Below are 19,140 nucleotides of genomic sequence, written 5' to 3'. Positions count from 1 at the left end.
GGTAACGAACGACAACAATCCGTACGACGCCGCCTCCGAATCTCAACGAGGATCGCCCACGTGGTGTCGGGATGTACGGAACGTCACAGCGTGCGTGATACGGAAATACTGTTATACGCAGGTCAGTTGTATACGAGCAATGATCGGCCACCCTCCAGCGGACGTCGCCTCTTCGCCGGCGAAATACTGTTATACAGCTACTGGCCAACATCCACCGACACCGGATGACCGGAACTCCACAGTATAGCGGTTCGGATTCTGCCCCCAACGGGTCGGATACCGCTTTCGGCCGTCGAGCGATGCTCGCGGCGACGGCGGGTGCGACCGTCGCGACCAGCGGCTGTATCCGTCAGTTTCGGAGCACGGTCAACCGCGACGGTATCGACCAACTCTCGCTTTCGATCACCACCGTCCCGGCCGACAGCGACAGAGAGAGTATCCAGCTCGCTCGAACCCTCCGCGAATCGTTCGAGACCGCCGGAATGGACGTCTCGATCGAGATGAAAGCCCAAGAGGAGTTTCTGCGAACGGTCCTGATCAACCACGATTTCGACGTCTACGTCGCCAACCACCCCGGCGGCGATCCGGACTATCTCTACGAGAGCCTCCACTCGCGGTACGTCGACGAAGCCGGCTGGCAGAACCCGTTCGGGTTCGCGAACCTCGCGTTCGACGAGATTCTCGAGGTACAGCGATCCGCTGACGAAGAAGACCGCGAAACGGCTGTGGCGACGACACTCGAGGCGTTCGCCGCCGAACAGCCGTTCGTCCCGATCTGTGTCCCACAGGAGTATCGACTCGCGCGGACGGATCGATTCGACGGCTGGGACGACGACCTCGCGCCGACGGCGCTTGCGTACCTCGGCCTCGAGCCGACGGACGACGATATCGAAACCCTCCGACTCGTCCACACCGACGCCCGGTTGTCGGAGAACCTCAACCCGCTATCGGTGGAGTACCGGGACGCCGAAACGATCACCGAGCTTCTCTACGATTCCCTCGCCGTCGCGCTGCCGAACGAGGACGGAATCGCGGGCTGGCTGGCCGACGACTGGACGTGGGAAGACGGCGCGATGACCGTCGACCTGCGTGAGGACGTGACGTTTCACGACGGCGAAGCGCTCACCGTCGAAGACGTGGCGTTCACCTATCGGTTCCTCGAGGATACGACCCTGGGCGAGGCGAACGTTCCGGCTCCCGCCCCGCTGTTTCGCGGACGCGTCGCGGCGGTCGACGGCATCCGCGTGATCGACGACCACCGCCTCGAGTTCTCGTTCGGGGTTGGCGAACCCGCGGCCGAACCCGCGCTGACCGTTCCGATCCTCCCGGAACACGTCTGGCGGCCCCGGGCAACTCCGGCGACCGCGAGCGGGGTACAAGTTGCGGAGGGAACGACTGAGGCGCTCGTGACGGGGAACGTCCCGGCGATCGGAAGCGGCCCGTTCGCGTTCGTCGACGTCGTCGAACGCGAACACGTCACGCTCGAGCGCTTCGCCGACCACTTTACGCGCCGGGAAGACGTCTCCCTGCCCGAGCCGACCATCGAACGTCTCCGGATCGCGATCGATCCGCGGAGCACGTCCGCCATCGAGGTGGTCAACGCAAACGACGCGGACGTCACGAACCGGCCGCTCGAGAGCTACGTCGTCGACGGCGTGCTCGAGTCGACTCCCGATGACGTCGGCGTACTCGAGTCGCCGTCGCGGCGTTTCTACCACCTCGGGTTCAACGCGCGCAAAGCGCCGTTCAGTAACCCGCGGTTTCGACGAGTCGTCGCGGGGTTGATCGACAAAGCGTGGCTGGTCGAGGACGTCTTCGACGGATACGCGCGACCGACCGCCGCCCCGGTCAGGGCGGAGTGGATTCCCGAATCGCTCGCGTGGAACGGCGAAGATCCCGAAACGCCGTTTCTGGGGACCGACGGCGAAGTCGACGTCTCGGCCGCGGCGGCCGCATTCGAGGAGGCAGGGTTTCAACACGACGGCGAGCACCTCCGGGTGAGACGCTGATGTTGGTGCGCGTGCTCATGCAACTGGTCGCGGTCGTCGCCCTGTTGACGCTCGTCTCTATCGCGGTCTTCGTCGGACGGTATCGCCTTCGCGATACGCGCAAGGAGTGGCGGAGCCGAATTCGGGCGGCCACCCCGATCACCATCGTCCTCGCGGTCGTCTTGCTCGGAAACAGCGTCGCGAGACACCTCGTCCCGGAGCTGTCGTGGATGATCGGCTGGAACCTGACGTGGCCGATCTACGACCTTGAGGGGCAGTTCATCATCTGGCTCCAGTCCCAGGCGACGCCGACGCTGACGGCGTACTTTTCGTTCGTCTACATCTACGGCTACGTCTTCTTGCTCGTCTTCCCGGTGGTGGCGTACTTCGCGCTCTCGAATACGAGGCCGCTTCGCGAGTTGTTGACTGCTTACACGTTGAACTACACCCTCGGACTGGTGCTTTACGTCTTCGTGATCGCCTACGGGCCGCGAAATCTGATGCCCGAACTCGTCGAGGCGCTTCTGTACGATACGTATCCGCAGTACCAACATCTGACCCGGCAGGTCAACCGGAACACGAACGTCTTCCCGTCGTTGCACACCTCGCTCGCGGCGACCGTCGCGTTTCTGGCCTACCGAACGCGAACGGTTTACCCGAAGTGGTTCGTCGTCGCGGCGGTCCTCGCCGTCTCCGTCGCCGTCTCGACGATGTATCTCGGAATACACTGGCTGATCGACGTCCTCGCCGGCATCGCGCTGGCTTACGCGAGCGTCGCGCTCGCAGGCCAGTTCGTCGGTCGGTGGTCGCTTTCGGAGCGACTGAACGGACGCGTCCCGATCGTCTCCGACGCCGAAGAGCGACCCGGGCCAACAGAGGACCGAACGAACGAACGCTCCGGGAGTCACGGCGCTCGCAACCGGGAATGATTCCGAGAAGTGTCGCAGGTACGACCGGAGTGACCCCCGGTGTCGCGGCGCTCGCAACCGAAATCGACTCTGGGCACCGATCAGACTCGGCGCGTCAGTTCACAGCTTCGGTGGGGCGGCGACTACAGCGTCGACGAGGCGACGACTACAGCTCCTCGAGCGATCGGAACTTCTGTTCGACCTGTGGCGGTGCGGCACTCGGACCGTCGCGAATGCGGTGGTCGGGGATCAAAAGTGGCGCCGGATTCTCGGCCAGCGCCGTCCTCGCGAGAATAACGTCGTTCTCGTCGTCGGGGTCGAGATCCGGCGTCATCCGGACGAGGCTCTCGACGGTGACTTGATCGCCGTACGGTATCCCCTGTACCTGTTCTAAGACAGCGCGCTGGTCGGTCGGGACCGTGAGCCCGACCTGTACGTTCTCGAACGAGATCGGCTCGAGTCCGTCGAGGTACTCGAAGATGTGCTCGAGAACCGGGTGGTCGTCGTCGGTGGCCTCCTCGTCCGGCACCTCGGGAAACGAGACGCTGATGACTCGCCCGCTCGCCGCACCGACCTGCACGTACCGGTCTAAGTACGACGACTCCCGCGTGTAGATTCCGGCGTCGGCGTCGTCCATAGATAGTACCTAGCCGGATGGGACTTGAATATTCGCCGGTCGAGATCGATGGCGCAAGTCTTTTGTACATATGCGTACGTCGATGTACAACAATGAACTCCGACACGGCGCTCGCCCCCGCGGTGGAGTCGATTCTCGAGGCCGCCCGGGAGCGGGCCGACGACGCCCGTGATCGCGACAGGATTTCCGTCGACGCACGATCGTTCTCGGACGCGATCGCGCAGGCGGAGGCCGACGGTCGGGTTCCGGTGATCGCGGAGGTAAAGCCGACCAGTCCGACCGCCGACGGGACGCGGACCGACGATCCGGTCGAACTGGCCGAGGCGATGGTCGACGGCGGGGCGGCGGCGATTTCGGTACTGACCGAGCCGACGCACTTCGGCGGTTCGCCCGAGGCCCTGACCCACATCCGCGACGCCGTCGACGTTCCCGTTCTCCGGAAGGATTTCGTCCTCTCGGAGGCAGGTATGGATGTCGTCGCGGCCGACCTCTTCCTGTTGATCGCGCGGTTCGTCGACGATCTCGAGGGACTCGTCGCGGCCGCTCGGGAGCGCGGGTTCCAGGCGCTCGTCGAGGTTCACGACGCCGACGAACTCGAGACGGCGCTCGCGGCGGGCGCCGAAATCGTCGGCGTGAACAACCGCGACTTGGGGCGTCTCGAGGTCGACCTCGGGACGTTCGAGTCGGTCGCACCCCGCGCACCCGACGAGGTCACGCTGATCGCCGAAAGCGGCGTCTCGACGCCGGCCGACGTTCGCCGGATGCGGGCGGCGGGTGCCGACGCCTTGCTCGTCGGGAGCGCGATCATGGACCACGGCGCGGGCGAAACCGACATCCGCGAGAACACGCGACGACTGACTCGAGCCGAGGACGACGCGAGTGAGACAGCCACCCAGACATGAGCACGAGCGACCGAGACCACGACGAAGACGACAGACGCGATAGCACAGCCACGTTCGGCGAGTACGGCGGACGATACGTCCCCGAGGCGCTGATGCCAGCAATCCTCGAACTCGAGGACGCCTACGAGCGATACGTCCTCGAGAACGAGGACGGCTTCATGGACGAGTTTCGCGAGCGAATGCGGGAGTTCGGCGGTCGGCCGACGCCGCTCCAGCGCGCGGATCGACTGAGCGAACGCTACGGCCGAGAGATCTACCTCAAACGCGAGGATCTCGTCCACGGCGGCGCACACAAACTCAACAACGCCCTCGGCCAGGTGTTACTCGCGAAGTACATGGGCAAAGAGCGGATCATCGCCGAAACCGGCGCCGGACAGCACGGGACGGCGACCGCGATGGCCGCCGCACACCTCGAGATGCCCTGTGAGATCTACATGGGCCGGACCGACGTCAACCGACAGCGCCCGAACGTCTACCGGATGCGGATGAACGGCGCCGAGGTAAACCCGGTCGACGCCGGGAGCGGAACGCTGAAGGAGGCGATCAACGAGACGATGCGCGACTGGGCGACCACCGTCGAGACGACCCACTACGTCATCGGGAGCGTCGTCGGTCCCCACCCGTTCCCCAAGATGGTCCGGGATTTCCAGGCCGTCATCGGACAAGAGACCCGCGAACAGATCCGCGAGCAGGCGGGGCGACTGCCCGACAGCGTCGTCGCCTGCGCCGGCGGCGGTTCGAACACGATGGGCGCGTTCCACGCGTTCGTGCCGGACAGCGCGGACCCACGGTCCGTGGACGACTCGAGCGGGGAGCACGTCGACCTCGTCGCCGTCGAGGCCGGCGGCTCGAGCCTCGAGATCGACGAGGAGAACGGACTCGCGCCCAACTCCGCGACGCTCTCGACGGGCACCGACGGCGTCCTCCACGGCGCGATGACGAAGCTCCTTCAGAGCGGAGACGGCCAGATCATGGAGTCACACAGCGTTAGCGCAGGACTGGACTACGCTGGCGTCGGCCCCGAACTCTCACACCTCGTCGAGACCGGGCGCGTGACGCCGAGAAGCGTCGGCGACGAGGACGCACTCGAGGGGTTCCACCGACTCTCCAGGCTCGAGGGAATCATCCCCGCACTCGAGTCGAGTCACGCACTCGGCTACGTAGAAAACGCCCACGAGGAACTGGGCGACGTCGTCGTCGTCAACCTCTCCGGGCGCGGTGACAAGGACCTCGAGACGGTGCTCGAGGAGACCGAGAAACGCGATCTCGAGGCGGCACCGGACGTGGAGGTGTTCGATCGATGACCGACGATCTCCCGACCGAAAGCGACGTCGAAGCCGCCATCCGCGACAACCATCCCGCGCTCATCACCTACGTCTGTGCGGGCGACCCCTCCCTCGAGGCGACCGCGGAGTACGTGGAGGCGCTCGACCGCGGCGGCGCGGACCTGATCGAACTCGGCCTTCCGTTCTCGGAGCCGATCGCGGAGGGGCCGACGATCCAGGCCTCGATCAACCGCGCGCTCGAGGCCGGAACCACGCCCGAGGGCTTTTTCGAACTGGTCGACGGCCTCGAGACCGACGCGCCGCTTCTGGTGATGACGTACTACAACATGATTCTCCAGTACGAGACGGCAGATACGGCAGGTACGCCGGAAACCGACGGATCTTCTCCGCGGCCCGGACCGAGCGTCGGACCGTTCGTCGAGCGCGCGGCGGACGCGGACCTGTCGGGGATCATCGTCCCGGACCTCCCCGCCGAGGAGGCGGACCCGCTTCGGGACGCCTGTGACGAGTACGGCCTCGATCTCGTCTTCATCGTCGCGCCGACGACCGAGGGCGAACGCCTCGAGCGAATTATGTCCCAGGTGTCGGGCTTTGCGTACGTCCAGGCCCGACTCGGAACCACCGGCGCTCGCACGGACGTCTCCGGTGCGACCCACGACAGCCTCGCGCGTTTGGCCGAGTACGACGTCTCGGATCCGCATTCCGAAGCTCCTCGAGTGGAGTCCAACGGTGTCCCGAAGGCGGTCGGCTTCGGCGTCAGCGAAGGCGATCACGCTGCCGAGATCGTCGAAGCCGGCGCCGACGGCGTTATCGTCGGCAGTGCACTGGTCGATATCGTCGCCGAAGGCGGTTCCGACGGCGACACGCCGGCGGCCGCCGCCCTCGAGGCGAAAGCCCGCGAACTCAAGGCGGGCGCGGTCCGCGGCGCGGACGGGGACGACCTCGCGGAAGACGTACCGGAACCAGAACAGCCATAACTGCAAGCTTGTTACACACCCGCAATGACTACGACAGGTACCCAGGCACGACTCGACCGAATCGGCACAGACGGATCGTACGTTATCGTCCCGATGGACCACGGCATCACGATGGGCGCGGTCCAGGGACTCAAGAGAATCGAATCGACGATCGACGCGATCACGCGCGGCGGGGCGGATGCCGTGCTCACCCAGAAGGGAATTGCCCCGCGCGTCCACGAGAACAAAAACGGGAAGGGCTACATCGTTCACCTGAACGCCTCGACGACGATCGGCCCGGACGAAAACGACAAGCGCCTGACCGGCACCGTCGAGGAAGCGATTCGCGCCGGCGCCGATGCCGTCTCCTTCCACATCAACGTCGGCTCTGATCACGAACCCAACCAGATCAGCCAGCTCGCGGAGATAACCGACGACGCCAGCCGATTCGGTCTGCCGGTACTCGCGATGGCCTACGCCCGCGGTCCCGGCGTCGACTCCACGGACCCCGAATCGCTCGGCCACGCGGTCCGACTCGCCGAGGAACTCGGTGCCGACGTCGTCAAGACCGGCTACAGCGGCGACGCCGACAGTTTCCAACACGTCGTCCAGTCAACCAGACTTCCCGTCGTCATCGCCGGCGGCTCGAAAGGTACCGACCGCGAGACGGTCGAGATGGTCCGCGGCGTGATGGACGCCGGCGGCGCCGGCGTCTCGATGGGTCGGTCGATCTTCCAGCACGAAAACCCCGAGGCGATCACGCGCGCGGTCGCCGGCGTGATCCACGACGATCTCTCCGCCGACGAGGCCCTCGAACGAGCGGGACTGGCACTCGAGGCGTAGCGCTCGAGGGCAGAGTTTCGTCGCCGAAAGACGTCATACGGATTGCTGTACCGATGTACCGGCGTACCCGCCCCACGGGACTCGGGTGCGCCGGAAATGGCGTACAGTAAACCGTATCAGGGACCGACTCCGAGCGGATCGCTCGAGACGAGGGCATCTACGACACCGCCACCGGCGCGGGCGGCGTTTTCGATCGCGAGCGCCAGACTCGCTTCGTTCCCGTCGAAGCTCTCCTCGACCGACTCCTCGGGCGACGGGCGGTCGTAGTTCGCGATCGCACGCACGCTCAGGTAGCGCTCGAGCAGGCCGAACCGCTCGAGGGCAGTCGCCGTCGCGGCGTCTTCCATCTGCGTCGTGACGTAGGGGGCGACGCCGTAGCGCTCACAGAGGTGGTCGACCTCCCGTGCGTAGCGTTCGCCGTGCCAGAACTCGTCGCCCGTGACGGTCGTCCCCACGCCGACGATCGGTCCGGTCTCGGGCGCGTCGGGGTATCGTTGCTGGTACGTAAGCGCTTCGTCGTTCTCGATCAGCGGAACTGATCGGGCGCCGCGGAGGCCCGTCTCGACGACTCGGTCGTCGAGGTGGGAGACGTAATCACGCGGTCGATAGGCGAGGAGGTCGATCGAGCGGGACGCGTCGTCTCCCGACGCCTCTCCCCGATCCCAGCGGTGTTTTCGATCCCAGTCGACGACGGCGTCGGCGATCGCGACGGAGCCGAGTGCGGCCGTCCCCGGTGATGCGCCGGCGATTCCACAGGAGACGACGTACGCCGACTCGAGGTCGACGGCCGGGTTCGAGAGCAACGCGGTCGTGGTCGTGGCCGCGGCGGTCTTGCCGATCCCGGTCGTCGTGATCGCGACCCCATCGGCAGTGAGATACAGGGGCGTCCTGATCCCCGCGATCTCGTAGGCGGCCTCGAGATCGTGGGACTCGAGCCAGGGCTCGCGTTCGTCGAGAGGGTCCTCGGCGACCGCGGGGAGGACGAGCGCCGTCGGTCGCACCGTCTCGTCGGCCTCGAGTGATCGTGGTTTCGGTCGGCTCCCGTGGGAGTCGACGTCGGCATCGGTCGAGCCACCGCAGGCGATCCGATCGTCGCTCATGAACGCCTCCTCGTCGGGAAAACGGAAAGGATTTCGGAACGGCGCTCCCTCGGTCGGCCCGTGACCGACGGCGACGCGCTCACGATCGACGACGAAATCCTGGCTCGGGCGCGCATTCATGCCCGCGAGGTCGTCGACGAGCAGGATCTCGAGATCGATCTGTCGGCCCTCGAGTGGGAGGTCTCGGCGCGTGCGAAACGCCGTGCCGGCGCCTGTCGGTGGAACGCACGACGGGAGGTGGCGACGATCGTCCTCACGCGCCGCGCCTACGAGCGCTACGACTGGACGGAGTTCGCGGCGGTCGTCAGACACGAACTCGTTCACGCCTGGGAGTTTCAGCGCTTCGGCGAGTCGGGTCACGGTCCGCGATTTCACGAGAAGGCCGCGGCGCTCGAGGCGCCGCGTCACTGCCGATCGTTCGCCGAACCGCGGTACGTCCTCCGGTGTCTCGAGGCCGACTGCGAGTGGACGGCGACGCGCCACCGCGCCTCGAAGCCGGTGACCGCTCCCGATCGGTACCGGTGTGGCGCTTGCGGCGGATCGTACGAGGTCGAACACGCCGACAGCGGCCGGACGTGGACGACCTCGAGCGGCTACGGGGGCGCGAAGTCGGCACTCGGCGAGGAGTGGTAGCCGACGAGCGACTCGGACTCGATAACCACGAGTCCACCTCGGAGGGCCACCGGCTCTCGTCTACTGACGACCGACGGGTACCACCTCTCGACGTTCGAGCCGTCCGCGGAACACTTATTCGGCTCAGCGAGCCTGTTGTAGGCATGGGAATACTCGACCTGATGCTTGGGAACTCGGGCCCCGGCGAGCAGGGAGTCGAGGGGAAGTCGTACACGCTCCCGAAGGAGACTCACGAGTTCGTCTACCCCGTCGCCGTCAGGCGCGAGGAACTCGAGGCCTTCGACGCGTTGCTCGCGGCCGAAGCCGACGCGCCGTCGTTCGAGGAGAACGTCGACGAGGTACAGGCGGCCCTCGATTCGGTACTCGAGGACCACGACATCGACGCGGAGGAGCTCGCAGACGAACGACGGCGGCCGCGTCGCGTGGCCGAACCGGTGATCGACCACTGGCTCGACCAGTTCGAGGACGATGCGGACCTCGGGGTCGTCTACGTGCTTCCCGGAACGCGTCCGGCGCTCGTCTCGTTCGTCGGCCTCTGTCGGCGCCGCGACCAGGACTTCGATGACGCCTTCGAGCTTCCAGAGTCGGTTTCGCACGTGACGGCGTTGCTCGAGCGCCTCGAGGCGGCGACCGATAGCCAGTATCGGGCCGTCGTTCATACGGATCTCCTGGCAGCCCGAGAACGGTAACGAGTTCGTAACGAGTTCGTATCGGGTTCGTATCGGGTTCGTATCGGGTTCAGAAAAGGGAAACAGGTTCGCAGACGCTCAGTTCGACTCGCAGATCTCGAGGAAGTTCCGGAAGATCTCATCGCCCTCCTCGGTGTGGGCGACTTCGGGGTGCCACTGGACGCCGTAGAGGTCGCGGTCGGTGTCGCTCATGGCTTCGACGTCGCAGACGTCGCTTTTCGCGGTCAACTCGAACCCGTCGGGAAGCGCTTTCACCTCGTCGGCGTGACTCGCCCAGACGCGCGTCTCGGGGTGGAGCGAGCCCGTAAGCGGGTCGTCCTCGTCGACGACGTCGACGGTGACGTCGGCGTACCCGCCGTACTCGCCGCCGCCGACGCGGCCGCCGAGTTCCTCGGCGATCAGTTGCATTCCGAGACAGATTCCCAACACGGGGACGTCCCCTTCGAGGTACTCCGTCGACCTGCCGATGCGATCCATGTCGGGCCCACCGGAGAGGACGACGCCGTCGGCATCGACCTCCGCAGGTGGCGTCTCGTTGTCGATCAACGCCGTCTCGACGCCGAGATCGCGAAGCGCCCGACGCTCCAGGTGCGTAAACTGTCCGTGGTTGTCGACCACGACGATCTTCGTCATTGGCGGGTCCTAGCCAGTCAGCCGGTAAAAACGGTCCGAAAACCGATCCGAACTCGCGGCTCGCGGACCACTCGAGTGGTTGACCGATTCGAAGAGGTGTGACACGGACTGGCGTGATCGATCGACTCGAGCAGTCGGTCGTGACGGTTCGGCCGTTCCACCGTCGATCCCGGGAATCGATCACCCCCTCGATGTCTGGCACCGGTACGTTTATTCTCTCGAGTGCACACCGATTCGTATGGCAATCGATCGCAACGCATTCGATCACCCGTCGTGGATCGCGGCCGCTGGAACGGGTGTCGGCTACCTCCTGATTCTCGCCGTACTGACGCTCGCGCTGTTCGTCCTCCCGTGGCTCGCGTTCGCGGCGCTTTGAGTACGGATATTGCTTGATACGAAGGCAGTGAAAACGCGACTCGAGTGCGAACGAGCGCGAAAACGCGTGATTCGAAGCGGAAAACGAGAACTCTTATGCGAACGTCTTGGAGACTTCGTCGGATGCGTCCGAGTCGGCCTGGATCTTCTCCCAGGCGTCGCGGAAGTCGTCCATCCGGATTTCGGTCCGATCGTCACGGATGGCGAACATCCCGGCTTCGGTACAGATCGCCTTGATGTCGGCGCCGGAGGCCTCCTCCGCTTCGGTCGCGAGTTCGCCGAACTCGACGTCGCCGGCGACGTTCATGCCGCGGGTGTGAATCTCGAAGATGATCTCGCGGCCTTCCTGGTTCGGTTTAGGCACTTCGATGAGACGATCGAATCGACCGGGGCGCAAGATCGCGCGGTCGAGCATGTCGAAGCGGTTCGTAGCCGCGATAATGCGGATCTCGCCGCGTTCCTCGAAACCGTCCATCTCGCTTAACAGTTGCATCATCGTCCGCTGGACCTCGGCGTCGCCGGAGGTCTTCGACTCCGTTCGCTTGGCGGCGATGGCGTCGATTTCGTCGATGAAGATCACCGCGGGTTCGTGTTCGCGGGCGACCTTGAACAGGTCACGAACCAGCTTCGCCCCCTCGCCAATGAACTTGTGGACGAGTTCGGAGCCGGCCATCTTGATGAAGGTGGCGTCGGTCTGGTTCGCGACGGCCTTCGCGAGCATCGTCTTGCCCGTCCCCGGCGGACCATAGAGGAGGACACCACTCGGCGGATCGATCCCGACGTCGTCGAACATGTCGGGGTTCTCCAGTGGCATCTCGACGGTTTCGCGGACCTCTTGCATCTGGTCTTCGAGGCCGCCGATGTCCTCGTAGCTGACGTCCGGACTCTCGGTGACTTCCATCACCCGTGCGCGCACGTCGGTCTCGTTCGAGAGGGATTTGACGATAGAGAGCGAGTTGTTGACCGCGACGCGTGCGTCGGGCTCGAGTTCGTCGCGCATCTCGTCGGTGACTTCGGTCAGCGCCTCCTGATTGTTCCCGTGTTGTTTGATGATGACGCCTTCGTCCGTGATCTCCTGGATCGTGGCGACGAACAGCGGGGACTGTTTCAGTTTCTTGTTCTCGTGTGTGAGTCGCTCGAGTTTCTGCTGGTACTTGTTGTTCTCGGCGTTCGCGTCGAGGAGTTTGTCTCGCATCTCCTCGTTTTGCGCCTCGAGGATCTCCAGCCGTTCCTCGAGCGCCTGGATCTTCTCCTGTTGGGACGCCTCGTCCTCGTCGTATGGGAGGTCGACGTCGTCCACAGTGTCGGTCATCACCCAAGCTTTGGGTGTTGGTTCATAAGAGGCTTCGGGTAGAAACGATTCGTCGTGAATGATAACTCTCGAGCATTAAACGAAACAGAAAATATTATCACCTCGTATTCGGAATGGGGTATACGATGAGTGCTTCAGAGACGTTTCGACAGGAATCAGAACAACGCGGGACGTGGGAAGACGTCCGCGATCTCCCGCCCAGCGCCAAACTCGTCGCGAAGGTCTTAGAATACAACGAGACGATGACCCAACAGCAGATCGCCGACGAGACCCTCCTCCCCTCGCGGACGGTTCGATACGCACTGAACCGTCTCGACGAGGAGAACGTAATCGACTCCCGATTTTCCTTCTCCGACGCGCGAAAGCGCCTCTACACGCTCGATATTGAGTAACCGCTCGTCTACCGGTTGTCGGTTTCGAGGCTCCGCTCGACGGCGCGTTCGACGTGCAATCGCGTCGTATCGAAAAACGGCATCCCTGGTCGATCCGCTTGCTCGAGCAGTTCGGTGATCTCCGTACATCCCAGGACGATTCCCTCCGCGCCCGCCCCGACGAGATCGTCGATCACCTCGAGATACCGTTGGCGAGATTGCGCTCGGATGTGCCCGTGCGTGAGTTCCTCGAAGATGATCTCGTCCACGTCCTCCCTGGATCTCCGCTCCGGAACGACGACGTCGATACCGTGGTCAGCGAACCGGTCACGGTAGAACGCTCCCTCCATCGTCGCCTGCGTTCCGAGGACGCCGACCGTCCCGACGCCAGCATCGTGGATCGCGTCCGCCGTGACGTCGACGATGTGGACGAACGGGATCGAAAGCTCCCGAACGATGTGGGGTGCAACCCTGTGCATCGTGTTCGTCGCGAGGACGACGAACGCGGCGCCACCCGCCTCGAGTTCCCGCGCCGCCGCCGCGAGGCGTTCGCCCGCATCATCCCAACGCTCGTCGCGGATGCACCGAACGATCTCCGCGAAGTTGACGCTCCTGATGAGGACGTTCGCGGCGTTGTGACCGCCCAGTGCGTCGTTTACCCCCTCGTCGAGTAGACGGTAGTACTCGATCGTCGACTGACTGCTCATCCCGCCCAGGACGCCGACCGTCCGCGGCTCCGTTACGGAGCCCTGCTCGTCGCTCATTGATACCCGTTGAATACGATTCGTAATAAAGGTCGGTTCGATACCGTCCGTCGACCGATTACCTTATTTTCGAAGTAGGCAAAACAGACAGGGACGAGTTCCTCACATCAAGTTAAGACACCATTGGTAATAATTATTAAATATTATATAGACTATATTTTATAAGTAATGGTTAGACAAATATAAAAACCACCACCCATTACCAGAAGATATGGGTCGAAGAAATCTGATCCAGGCACTTGCCGGAGGTATTGGCGGATCAACACTACTCGTTGGATCTAGTAGCGCATCTGTATCAAGCGGTACTGAAAATCAGTCCGGCGAACAGTTTATCAGGGATCTTAAATCATCATGGATGGAAAAACATGGAAATGTTCAGGATATAACAATATCTAAGGAAAATAATTCAGAATATCTTGTCTCTGTTGAATTTGAAGATAAGACAGTCAAAGAACTGCATTATGAAATAATATCCAATGAAGAATATTATATCACGTATAGTGGTAAAACCGTTAAAACAATAGTCGATAACCGGGAACAATTCCAAGAAGATTTCACACGGACTAGTGTCAGTAAATCGAACGATGGTGGTGAAATCAGTCTTCATTGGTCAACTCCATGGACTAGTCCTGATTTCGGTGGCTACGATTCTGATCCAACATACGTCGGAGATTCAGAGAACTTTGGATCACTTGACGAAGGAAATACGTGGCAAGGTGGTGCTGGAGCACCAGGATCAAAAGCAGGATCAAGGAAACGGACGTCAGACCCATCAGGCGATGCTTGGACTGAAACAGTTGCTGCTGGTTGGACTAGGGCTGGTGTTGATCTTTGGTCAGATATTGAGCTAGATGCATCAGGCGATGATATTATTGAGGTTACATTTGATTGGTCATCGTATTCCGGTTTTGCCATCGCCGCAGGTTCTGGAGGGGTAATCATTAGTGCAGTACTGTATGATTTATCAAATGATGAAGTGGCAGTATCGAAAAATCTGGTTGAATTAGAGCCTAATGCAGCAGGTGTTGGTTATTCAGATAATCAAACCCGATCTGGGGATGAGGAACTGCTTACAACAGCAGGTAGTGGATCAGAATACCGCTTAGGATTTCGAATAGATACGGCGGCATTCTCTGCTGGCACTTCTTGGACGGTGTGTAATGCAGGATGGGATCATGGAAAAGACGGCCTGGAAATAAATGGCTTAAATTGCGAAGTTAGATAGCACTATGTGTAAGCAGAATTAGCACAGATTCAAATAGATCACATATGTCTGCAAAGCTCTTTCTGAAGTGGATGGCCGTCTCAACGCTGGTGTTCGCGCCGTTCGGAATGGTCGTCGCCGCCGTGACGCCGCCGGATCCACGGCTGTTTCCCGTACAGGTCGCGAGCATCGTCGTCAGTCTCGCTGTCGGCTTCTATCTCGTGTATTTTCGGTGGGACGATCACGACGAATCGCCGAGGTCGTGATGATTGCGCTCCACTTTCGCTCCGGTCGCGGAATCCCTATAGGGGCGACCCTCCAATGACGGGATAGATGACACGGGTGATACATACGGGCGACACCCACATCGGGTACCAACAGTACAACGCACCCGAGCGACGACGGGACTTCCTCGAGGCCTTCCGGGCCGTCGTCGAGGACGCGGTCGAAGACGACGTCGACGCCGTGGTTCACGCGGGCGACCTCTTTCACGACCGCCGGCCGGGGCTGATCGACCTCCAGGGAACCGTCGACGTGCTTCGGACGCTCGCCGACGCAGACGTTCCGTTTCTGGCCGTCGTCGGCAATCACGAAGGGAAACGCGACGCCCAGTGGCTCGACCTCTTTGCCGACCTCGGGCTCGCGACCAGACTCGGCGCCGAGCCGACGATGGTCGGCGACGCCGCCTTCTACGGGCTCGACTTCGTCCCGCGGTCGCGCCGGGACGACCTCTCCTACGAGTTCGCGCCCGTCCCCGAGGACGCTGATCACGCGACGCTCGTGAGCCACGGCCTCTTCGAGCCGTTCGCACACGCCGACTGGGATACCGAACGACTGCTCTCGGAATCGACCGTCGACTTCGACGCCGTCTTGCTCGGGGACAACCACGCACCCGACACCGCGGAGGTGCTCGACACCTGGGTCACCTACTGCGGATCGACCGAGCGCGCGAGCGCCAGCGAGCGCGAGGATCGGGGGTACAACATCGTCGAATACGAGGAGACGGTCGCGATCAGCCGCCGCGGACTCACCTCGACCCGCGAGTTCGTCTTCGTCGACGTTGAACTCGAGGAGGGAGAGGGTGTCGACCGCGTCCAAGAGCGCGTCCGCCAGCACGACCTCGCGGACGCGGTCGTCGTCGTCACGATCGAGGGCGAAGGCCACCCGATCGCACCCGCGGCGATCGAAGAACTGGCGAGCGACCGCGGGGCGCTCGTCGCGCGCGTCAACGACCGCCGGGACCTCCCCGACGAGGACGAGGAGGTCTCGGTCAGCTTCGCCGACCCGGACGACGCCGTCCGCGAGCGGGTCCGCGACCTCGGACTGAGCGACGCCGCACTCGAGATCGATCGGACCGTCCGCGAGGACGAACTGCCCGACTCGAACGTCCGCGAGACGGTCGAACGGCGGGTCCGGGACCTGCTCGAGGACGACGACGCCGCGTTCGAACCCGCACCCGACCGCGATCCGGAGACGGTGACGACGGTCGCCGACCACCTCTCGGAGGCTGAGGACGAGGATGTGACCACCGCTCAGACGAGCGACGATGCCGACCGGGAGGCCACCACCGACGAGGCGGACGGCGGCGCTGAGACGGACGCCGATGCCTCGTCGGGGAACGATACTGCCGAGTCGACTGCCACCGCCGAAACACACGATCTAGAGAGGACCGAGGACGCCGACACAGCCGACCCAGACGACCCGGCGGCCGACCCAGACGACCCGGCGGCCGATCCAGACGACACGGCGCCGACCGAGAACTCCGAGGAGACGAAGCCAGTCGACGAACCGGCCGACGCATCCCTGGGTGATTTCGCGTGAGAGTCGACCGGGTCCGCCTGGAGAATTTCAAGTGCTACGGCGAGGCCGACCTCCGACTCGAGGACGGCGTCACCGTCGTCCACGGCGTCAACGGAAGCGGCAAGTCGACGTTGCTCGAGGCGGTCTTCTTCGCGCTGTACGGCTCGAAGGCCCTCGACGATCGAACGCTCGACGACGTCATCACGATCGGCGAGGACGACGCCGAAATCGAGGTGTGGTTCACCCACGACGGTCGGGAGTTCCACGTCGAACGCCGCCTCTCGCTTCGGGGCGATCGGGCGACGACCACGAAGTGCGTCCTCGAGACGCCCGCGGGACCGATCGAGGGTGCCAGAGACGTTCGCCGGCGGGTGACGGAGCTCCTGCGGATGGACGCAGACGCGTTCGTCAACTGCGCGTACGTCCGCCAGGGCGAGGTCAACAAACTCATTCACGCCTCGCCGAGTGAGCGCCAGGACATGATCGACGAACTCCTCCAACTCGGCGCGCTCGAGGAGTACCGCGAGCGGGCGAGTGACGCCCGACTCGGCGTCAAGACCGTGCTGGACGGCCAGCGGGAAGTCTTAGAGGACCTTCGCGGGCAGGTCGAACGGAAAGAAAAGAAGGACCTCCACGAACGCTTGAACGGCCTCGAATCCAACCGTGCCGAGGTCGTCGAGGAGATCGACCGCTTCGAAACCCAACGAGAACAGGCCCAATCTACGCTCGAGACCGCCGAGGACGTCCTCGAGCGCCACACTGAAACCCAAGAGGAGATCGCCCAACTCGAGGCGGAGATCGACGATCTCAGCTCGAAGGTTTCCGAGACCGAGCGAGAGCGCGAGGAGGCGAGAGACCGGATTCGAGAACTCGAGGCCGAACGCGAAGCGCTCGCGGACGAACGTACCGACCTCCTCGCGGACGCCGATCTCGATCTCACAGCCCAAGGCGGTCCCGAAGGCGTCGGCGACGAGACGGTCGACGCCCGCATCGGCGAACTCGAGAACCGGGGCGAGGAGCTTCGGGACGCTCTCGAGGAGGTCAAGGTCGCGATCCAGACGAACACCGAAAAACGCGACCGCCTCCGCGAGGAAGCGGAGACGCTCGACGAACGAGTCGAGAACGCCCACGAGGAGGCCGCCGAATTCGCCGCGAAACTCGAAGCCGACGAGGAAGCGATCGACGACCGCGAGGTAAAACTCGACGAACTCGAAGAGGAGATCGACGCCGTCCGCCAGGAGTTTGTGGACGCTCCGATCGAGTTCGGCGAGGCCCCAGACCACCTCGAGGAACTCGAGGGCGAGCGCGAGGAGTTGGCCGACGAGATCGGCGACGTCACCGCCGAGATTCGGACCGTCGAGAACGCCATCGAAGAGGGTGAACGACTGCTCGAGGAGGGGAAGTGTCCCGAGTGCGGCCAGCCAGTCGAGGACTCGCCCCACGTCGACGTGCTCGACGACAAGCGTGAGGAACGCGAGACACTCGAGGAGCGTCTCGAGGAACTCGAGGCCGAGCGCGACGATCTCGACGAGCGGATCGACCGCGCCGAGACACTGCGCGAAGCCGAGAACCGGATCGACCGCCTCGAGGAGAACCGGGACAACGTCGAACAGCTGCTCGCCGAGAAGCGCGGGACGCTCGCGGATCGACGCGACCAGCGCGAGCAACTGCTCGACGACGTCGCCGACTACGAGGACGACGCCGAAGCGAAACGCGAGGAGGCCGACGCCCTCGAAGAGGAGGTCGCGGAAAAACGGGCCGAACTCGGCGAGATCAACGGCGAGCGCGGCGAGATCAAAGAGTCCCTCGAGACGCTCAGTCGAATCTCGGAAATCGCCGACGAGCGCGCCGATCTCGAAACCGAGATCGAGAACCTTCGGGAACGTCGCCAGGACTGGCAAACGTTGAACGACGAACGCCGCGAGACGCTCTCGAGCAAGCGCGACCGAAAACGTGACCTCGAGTCGGAGTTCGACGAGGGTCGCGTGGAGACGGCCCGCGAGGACAAGCAGAGTGCCGAGCAGTATCTCGAGAAGGTAGACGAGAAGCTCTCGGAGTTACGGAATCGACGCGACGAGCTTCAGAGCGCGATCGGGGCGGTCGAGAACGAACTCGAGGAACTCGAACGACTTCGCGATCGCCTCGAACGTCTCGAGCGCCGGGCCGGGCGACTCGAGTCGCTCTACGAGGAAGCGGAGACGTTGCAGGCGACCTACGGCGATCTGCGGGCGGAACTCCGCCAGCGAAACGTCGAGACGCTCGAGCGCTTGCTCAACGAGACGTTCGAACTGGTGTACCAGAACGACTCGTACGCCTCGATCGATCTCGACGGCGACTACCGGCTAACGGTGTACCAGAAAGACGGCGAGAGCCTCGATCCGGAACAGCTATCGGGCGGCGAACGGGCGCTGTTCAACCTGAGTCTCCGGTGTGCGATCTATCGACTGCTCGCCGAGGGGGTCGACGGTGCCGCGCCGATGCCGCCGCTGATCCTCGACGAGCCAACCGTCTTTCTCGACTCGGGCCACGTTACCCAACTCATCGCGCTCGTCGAATCGATGCGAACGCTCGGGGTCGAACAGATCGTCGTCGTCAGTCACGACGAGGAACTCGTCGGCGCGGCCGACTCGCTGGTTCGCGTCGAGAAAGACGCCACGTCGAATCGCTCCCGACTCGAGCGTGGCGAGACGCCGGAAGCGGCGTTACTCGCGCCGGAATAATCCGAGAAAGTGAACCGCG

General features: G+C 63.4%; 19 protein-coding genes. 14 read left to right on the top strand and 5 right to left on the bottom strand.

Going from position 1 to position 19,140, the window contains the following annotated elements; genetic code table 11:
* The first annotated feature begins 224 nt into the window (after positions 1-224).
* Positions 225-2,009 (top strand): ABC transporter substrate-binding protein, encoded by a 1,785-nt coding sequence (locus AB7C87_RS16495; RefSeq protein ID WP_369730589.1) that lies wholly within the window; start codon positions 225-227, stop codon positions 2,007-2,009.
* The gene (locus tag AB7C87_RS16490) at positions 2,009-2,917 is read left to right on the top strand and encodes a phosphatase PAP2 family protein (protein ID WP_369730588.1); all 909 of its coding nucleotides are present in this window, start codon (positions 2,009-2,011) and stop codon (positions 2,915-2,917) included. The genes AB7C87_RS16495 and AB7C87_RS16490 overlap by 1 nt, the downstream gene beginning before the upstream one ends.
* Positions 2,918-3,062: 145 nt before the next feature.
* Here the strand turns inward: AB7C87_RS16490 and AB7C87_RS16485 are convergent, their stop codons facing one another.
* The gene (locus AB7C87_RS16485; protein ID WP_369730587.1) at positions 3,063-3,533 is read right to left on the bottom strand and encodes an MGMT family protein; all 471 of its coding nucleotides are present in this window, start codon (positions 3,531-3,533) and stop codon (positions 3,063-3,065) included.
* Between the two features lie 92 nt (positions 3,534-3,625).
* On the opposite strand from AB7C87_RS16485, the gene trpC reads away from it, so the two are divergent.
* The 4 genes from trpC to AB7C87_RS16465 are packed head-to-tail and all read left to right on the top strand — an operon-like array spanning position 3,626 to position 7,520.
* The gene (gene trpC / locus AB7C87_RS16480) at positions 3,626-4,435 is read left to right on the top strand and encodes an indole-3-glycerol phosphate synthase (protein ID WP_369730586.1); all 810 of its coding nucleotides are present in this window, start codon (positions 3,626-3,628) and stop codon (positions 4,433-4,435) included.
* Positions 4,432-5,739, top strand: a complete 1,308-nt coding sequence (trpB, locus tag AB7C87_RS16475) for a tryptophan synthase subunit beta (RefSeq protein WP_369730585.1) — start codon at positions 4,432-4,434, stop codon at positions 5,737-5,739. The genes trpC and trpB overlap by 4 nt, the downstream gene beginning before the upstream one ends.
* Complete coding sequence (trpA, locus tag AB7C87_RS16470) at positions 5,736-6,698, top strand: tryptophan synthase subunit alpha (RefSeq protein WP_369730584.1); 963 nt, start codon at positions 5,736-5,738, stop codon at positions 6,696-6,698. Before trpB ends, trpA begins: the two co-directional genes overlap by 4 nt.
* Before the next feature lie 24 nt (positions 6,699-6,722).
* Entirely contained in the window at positions 6,723-7,520 is a 798-nt protein-coding gene (locus AB7C87_RS16465) for a 2-amino-3,7-dideoxy-D-threo-hept-6-ulosonate synthase (RefSeq protein WP_369730583.1), read from the top strand.
* A 116-nt stretch (positions 7,521-7,636) separates the two neighbouring features.
* Here AB7C87_RS16465 and AB7C87_RS16460 read toward each other — a convergent pair whose 3' ends face one another.
* On the bottom strand, positions 7,637-8,620 hold the full coding sequence (locus tag AB7C87_RS16460; RefSeq protein ID WP_369730582.1) for a phosphorylase family protein: 984 nt from the start codon (positions 8,618-8,620) through the stop codon (positions 7,637-7,639).
* A gap of 60 nt (positions 8,621-8,680) precedes the next feature.
* Here AB7C87_RS16460 and AB7C87_RS16455 point away from each other — a divergent pair, with 60 nt between their 5' ends.
* Together AB7C87_RS16455 and AB7C87_RS16450 are read left to right on the top strand one after the other, a co-directional pair.
* Complete coding sequence (locus AB7C87_RS16455) at positions 8,681-9,253, top strand: SprT family zinc-dependent metalloprotease (protein ID WP_369730581.1); 573 nt, start codon at positions 8,681-8,683, stop codon at positions 9,251-9,253.
* A 143-nt stretch (positions 9,254-9,396) separates the two neighbouring features.
* Positions 9,397-9,942, top strand: a complete 546-nt coding sequence (locus AB7C87_RS16450) for a hypothetical protein (protein WP_369730580.1) — start codon at positions 9,397-9,399, stop codon at positions 9,940-9,942.
* Between the two features lie 78 nt (positions 9,943-10,020).
* On the opposite strand, the gene AB7C87_RS16445 is transcribed toward AB7C87_RS16450, so the two are convergent.
* The gene (locus tag AB7C87_RS16445; protein WP_369730579.1) at positions 10,021-10,575 is read right to left on the bottom strand and encodes a GMP synthase subunit A; all 555 of its coding nucleotides are present in this window, start codon (positions 10,573-10,575) and stop codon (positions 10,021-10,023) included.
* 238 nt (positions 10,576-10,813) lie between these two features.
* Here AB7C87_RS16445 and AB7C87_RS16440 point away from each other — a divergent pair, with 238 nt between their 5' ends.
* Positions 10,814-10,951 (top strand): hypothetical protein, encoded by a 138-nt coding sequence (locus tag AB7C87_RS16440; protein WP_369730578.1) that lies wholly within the window; start codon positions 10,814-10,816, stop codon positions 10,949-10,951.
* Positions 10,952-11,044: 93 nt separating this feature from the next.
* Here AB7C87_RS16440 and pan1 read toward each other — a convergent pair whose 3' ends face one another.
* On the bottom strand, positions 11,045-12,262 hold the full coding sequence (gene pan1, locus AB7C87_RS16435; protein ID WP_369730577.1) for a proteasome-activating nucleotidase Pan1: 1,218 nt from the start codon (positions 12,260-12,262) through the stop codon (positions 11,045-11,047).
* Positions 12,263-12,387: 125 nt separating this feature from the next.
* On the opposite strand from pan1, the gene AB7C87_RS16430 reads away from it, so the two are divergent.
* On the top strand, positions 12,388-12,654 hold the full coding sequence (locus AB7C87_RS16430; protein WP_369730576.1) for a MarR family transcriptional regulator: 267 nt from the start codon (positions 12,388-12,390) through the stop codon (positions 12,652-12,654).
* Positions 12,655-12,662: 8 nt separating this feature from the next.
* On the opposite strand, the gene AB7C87_RS16425 is transcribed toward AB7C87_RS16430, so the two are convergent.
* A complete protein-coding gene (locus tag AB7C87_RS16425) occupies positions 12,663-13,397 on the bottom strand; it encodes an aspartate/glutamate racemase family protein (RefSeq protein ID WP_369730575.1) in 735 nt (244 codons plus the stop codon).
* A gap of 211 nt (positions 13,398-13,608) precedes the next feature.
* On the opposite strand from AB7C87_RS16425, the gene AB7C87_RS16420 reads away from it, so the two are divergent.
* From AB7C87_RS16420 to rad50, 4 genes are all read left to right on the top strand, one after another.
* Positions 13,609-14,622 (top strand): hypothetical protein, encoded by a 1,014-nt coding sequence (locus AB7C87_RS16420; RefSeq protein WP_369730574.1) that lies wholly within the window; start codon positions 13,609-13,611, stop codon positions 14,620-14,622.
* A 71-nt stretch (positions 14,623-14,693) separates the two neighbouring features.
* Entirely contained in the window at positions 14,694-14,867 is a 174-nt protein-coding gene (locus tag AB7C87_RS16415; RefSeq protein ID WP_369730573.1) for a hypothetical protein, read from the top strand.
* Between the two features lie 67 nt (positions 14,868-14,934).
* Complete coding sequence (mre11, locus tag AB7C87_RS16410) at positions 14,935-16,422, top strand: DNA double-strand break repair protein Mre11 (RefSeq protein WP_369730572.1); 1,488 nt, start codon at positions 14,935-14,937, stop codon at positions 16,420-16,422.
* Positions 16,419-19,121, top strand: a complete 2,703-nt coding sequence (rad50, locus tag AB7C87_RS16405) for a DNA double-strand break repair ATPase Rad50 (protein WP_369730571.1) — start codon at positions 16,419-16,421, stop codon at positions 19,119-19,121. The genes mre11 and rad50 overlap by 4 nt, the downstream gene beginning before the upstream one ends.
* Positions 19,122-19,140 lie beyond the last annotated feature (19 nt).

The organism is Natrarchaeobius versutus (assembly GCF_041205745.1).
Lineage (GTDB): Archaea > Halobacteriota > Halobacteria > Halobacteriales > Natrialbaceae > Natrarchaeobius > Natrarchaeobius versutus.
The sequence above is the reverse complement of the archived record's forward strand: the minus strand, read 5'-3'. Positions and strand labels throughout refer to the sequence as shown.

What these genes read in the sequence shown, in the direction of transcription:
- AB7C87_RS16465 (WP_369730583.1), top strand. Translation starts at nt 6,723, where the DNA reads ATGACTACGACAGGTACCCAGGCACGACTCGACCGAATCGGCACAGAC.
- AB7C87_RS16430 (WP_369730576.1), top strand. Translation starts at nt 12,388, where the DNA reads ATGAGTGCTTCAGAGACGTTTCGACAGGAATCAGAACAACGCGGGACG.
- AB7C87_RS16440 (WP_369730578.1), top strand. Translation starts at nt 10,814, where the DNA reads ATGGCAATCGATCGCAACGCATTCGATCACCCGTCGTGGATCGCGGCC.
- AB7C87_RS16460 (WP_369730582.1), bottom strand. Translation starts at nt 8,620, where the DNA reads ATGAGCGACGATCGGATCGCCTGCGGTGGCTCGACCGATGCCGACGTC.
- AB7C87_RS16495 (WP_369730589.1), top strand. Translation starts at nt 225, where the DNA reads ATGACCGGAACTCCACAGTATAGCGGTTCGGATTCTGCCCCCAACGGG.
- trpB (WP_369730585.1), top strand. Translation starts at nt 4,432, where the DNA reads ATGAGCACGAGCGACCGAGACCACGACGAAGACGACAGACGCGATAGC.
- AB7C87_RS16450 (WP_369730580.1), top strand. Translation starts at nt 9,397, where the DNA reads ATGGGAATACTCGACCTGATGCTTGGGAACTCGGGCCCCGGCGAGCAG.
- AB7C87_RS16485 (WP_369730587.1), bottom strand. Translation starts at nt 3,533, where the DNA reads ATGGACGACGCCGACGCCGGAATCTACACGCGGGAGTCGTCGTACTTA.
- AB7C87_RS16445 (WP_369730579.1), bottom strand. Translation starts at nt 10,575, where the DNA reads ATGACGAAGATCGTCGTGGTCGACAACCACGGACAGTTTACGCACCTG.
- AB7C87_RS16420 (WP_369730574.1), top strand. Translation starts at nt 13,609, where the DNA reads ATGGGTCGAAGAAATCTGATCCAGGCACTTGCCGGAGGTATTGGCGGA.
- AB7C87_RS16490 (WP_369730588.1), top strand. Translation starts at nt 2,009, where the DNA reads ATGTTGGTGCGCGTGCTCATGCAACTGGTCGCGGTCGTCGCCCTGTTG.
- trpA (WP_369730584.1), top strand. Translation starts at nt 5,736, where the DNA reads ATGACCGACGATCTCCCGACCGAAAGCGACGTCGAAGCCGCCATCCGC.
- AB7C87_RS16425 (WP_369730575.1), bottom strand. Translation starts at nt 13,397, where the DNA reads ATGAGCGACGAGCAGGGCTCCGTAACGGAGCCGCGGACGGTCGGCGTC.
- AB7C87_RS16415 (WP_369730573.1), top strand. Translation starts at nt 14,694, where the DNA reads ATGGCCGTCTCAACGCTGGTGTTCGCGCCGTTCGGAATGGTCGTCGCC.
- pan1 (WP_369730577.1), bottom strand. Translation starts at nt 12,262, where the DNA reads ATGACCGACACTGTGGACGACGTCGACCTCCCATACGACGAGGACGAG.
- mre11 (WP_369730572.1), top strand. Translation starts at nt 14,935, where the DNA reads ATGACACGGGTGATACATACGGGCGACACCCACATCGGGTACCAACAG.
- trpC (WP_369730586.1), top strand. Translation starts at nt 3,626, where the DNA reads ATGAACTCCGACACGGCGCTCGCCCCCGCGGTGGAGTCGATTCTCGAG.